At 45.4% G+C, this 608-nt stretch carries 1 rRNA gene; it reads right to left on the bottom strand.

The annotated features are described in order from the left end of the window. Positions 1–608, bottom strand: a 16S ribosomal RNA gene (locus IE061_RS17915); the annotation flags it as partial.

Raw genomic sequence — 608 nt, 5'->3', positions numbered from 1 at the left:
GCTCCCCACGCTTTCGTCCCTTAGTGTCAATATATAACCAGTTAGCTGCCTTCGCCTATTGGTGTTCTTCCTAATATCTACGCATTCCACCGCTTCACTAGGAATTCCGCTAACCTCTTTATAATTCTATTTTGCCAGTATCCAAAGCGGACTGAAGTTGAGCTTCAGCATTTAACTCCAGACTTAGCAAAAAACCTACGGACGCTTTACGCCCAATAATTCCGGATAACGCTTGCGACCTATGTATTACCGCGGCTGCTGGCACATAGTTTGCCGTCGCTTTCTAATAAGGTACCGTCAAGATAAAATCATTTCCTATTCTATTTTTTCTTCCCTTATAACAGCAGTTTACATTCCGAAGAACTTCATCCTGCACGCTGTGTCGCTCCATCAAGCTTTCGCTCATTGTGGAAAATTCCTTACTGCTGCCTCCCGTAGGAGTCTGGGCCGTATCTCAGTCCCAGTGTGGCCGTACAGCCTCTCGGCCCGGCTAAACATCATCGTCTTGGTAGGCCATTACCCTACCAACTAACTAATGTTCCGCACCCCCATTTTTAAGTGAAGCTGTGAAGCTCCTTTCTATTACTCATCATGCGATAAATAACTAT

It is taken from the genome of Vreelandella hamiltonii (assembly GCF_014651795.1).
GTDB lineage: Bacteria > Pseudomonadota > Gammaproteobacteria > Pseudomonadales > Halomonadaceae > Vreelandella > Vreelandella hamiltonii.
Note: the sequence above shows the minus strand (reverse complement) of the source record. Positions and strands in the feature narration are given on the sequence as shown.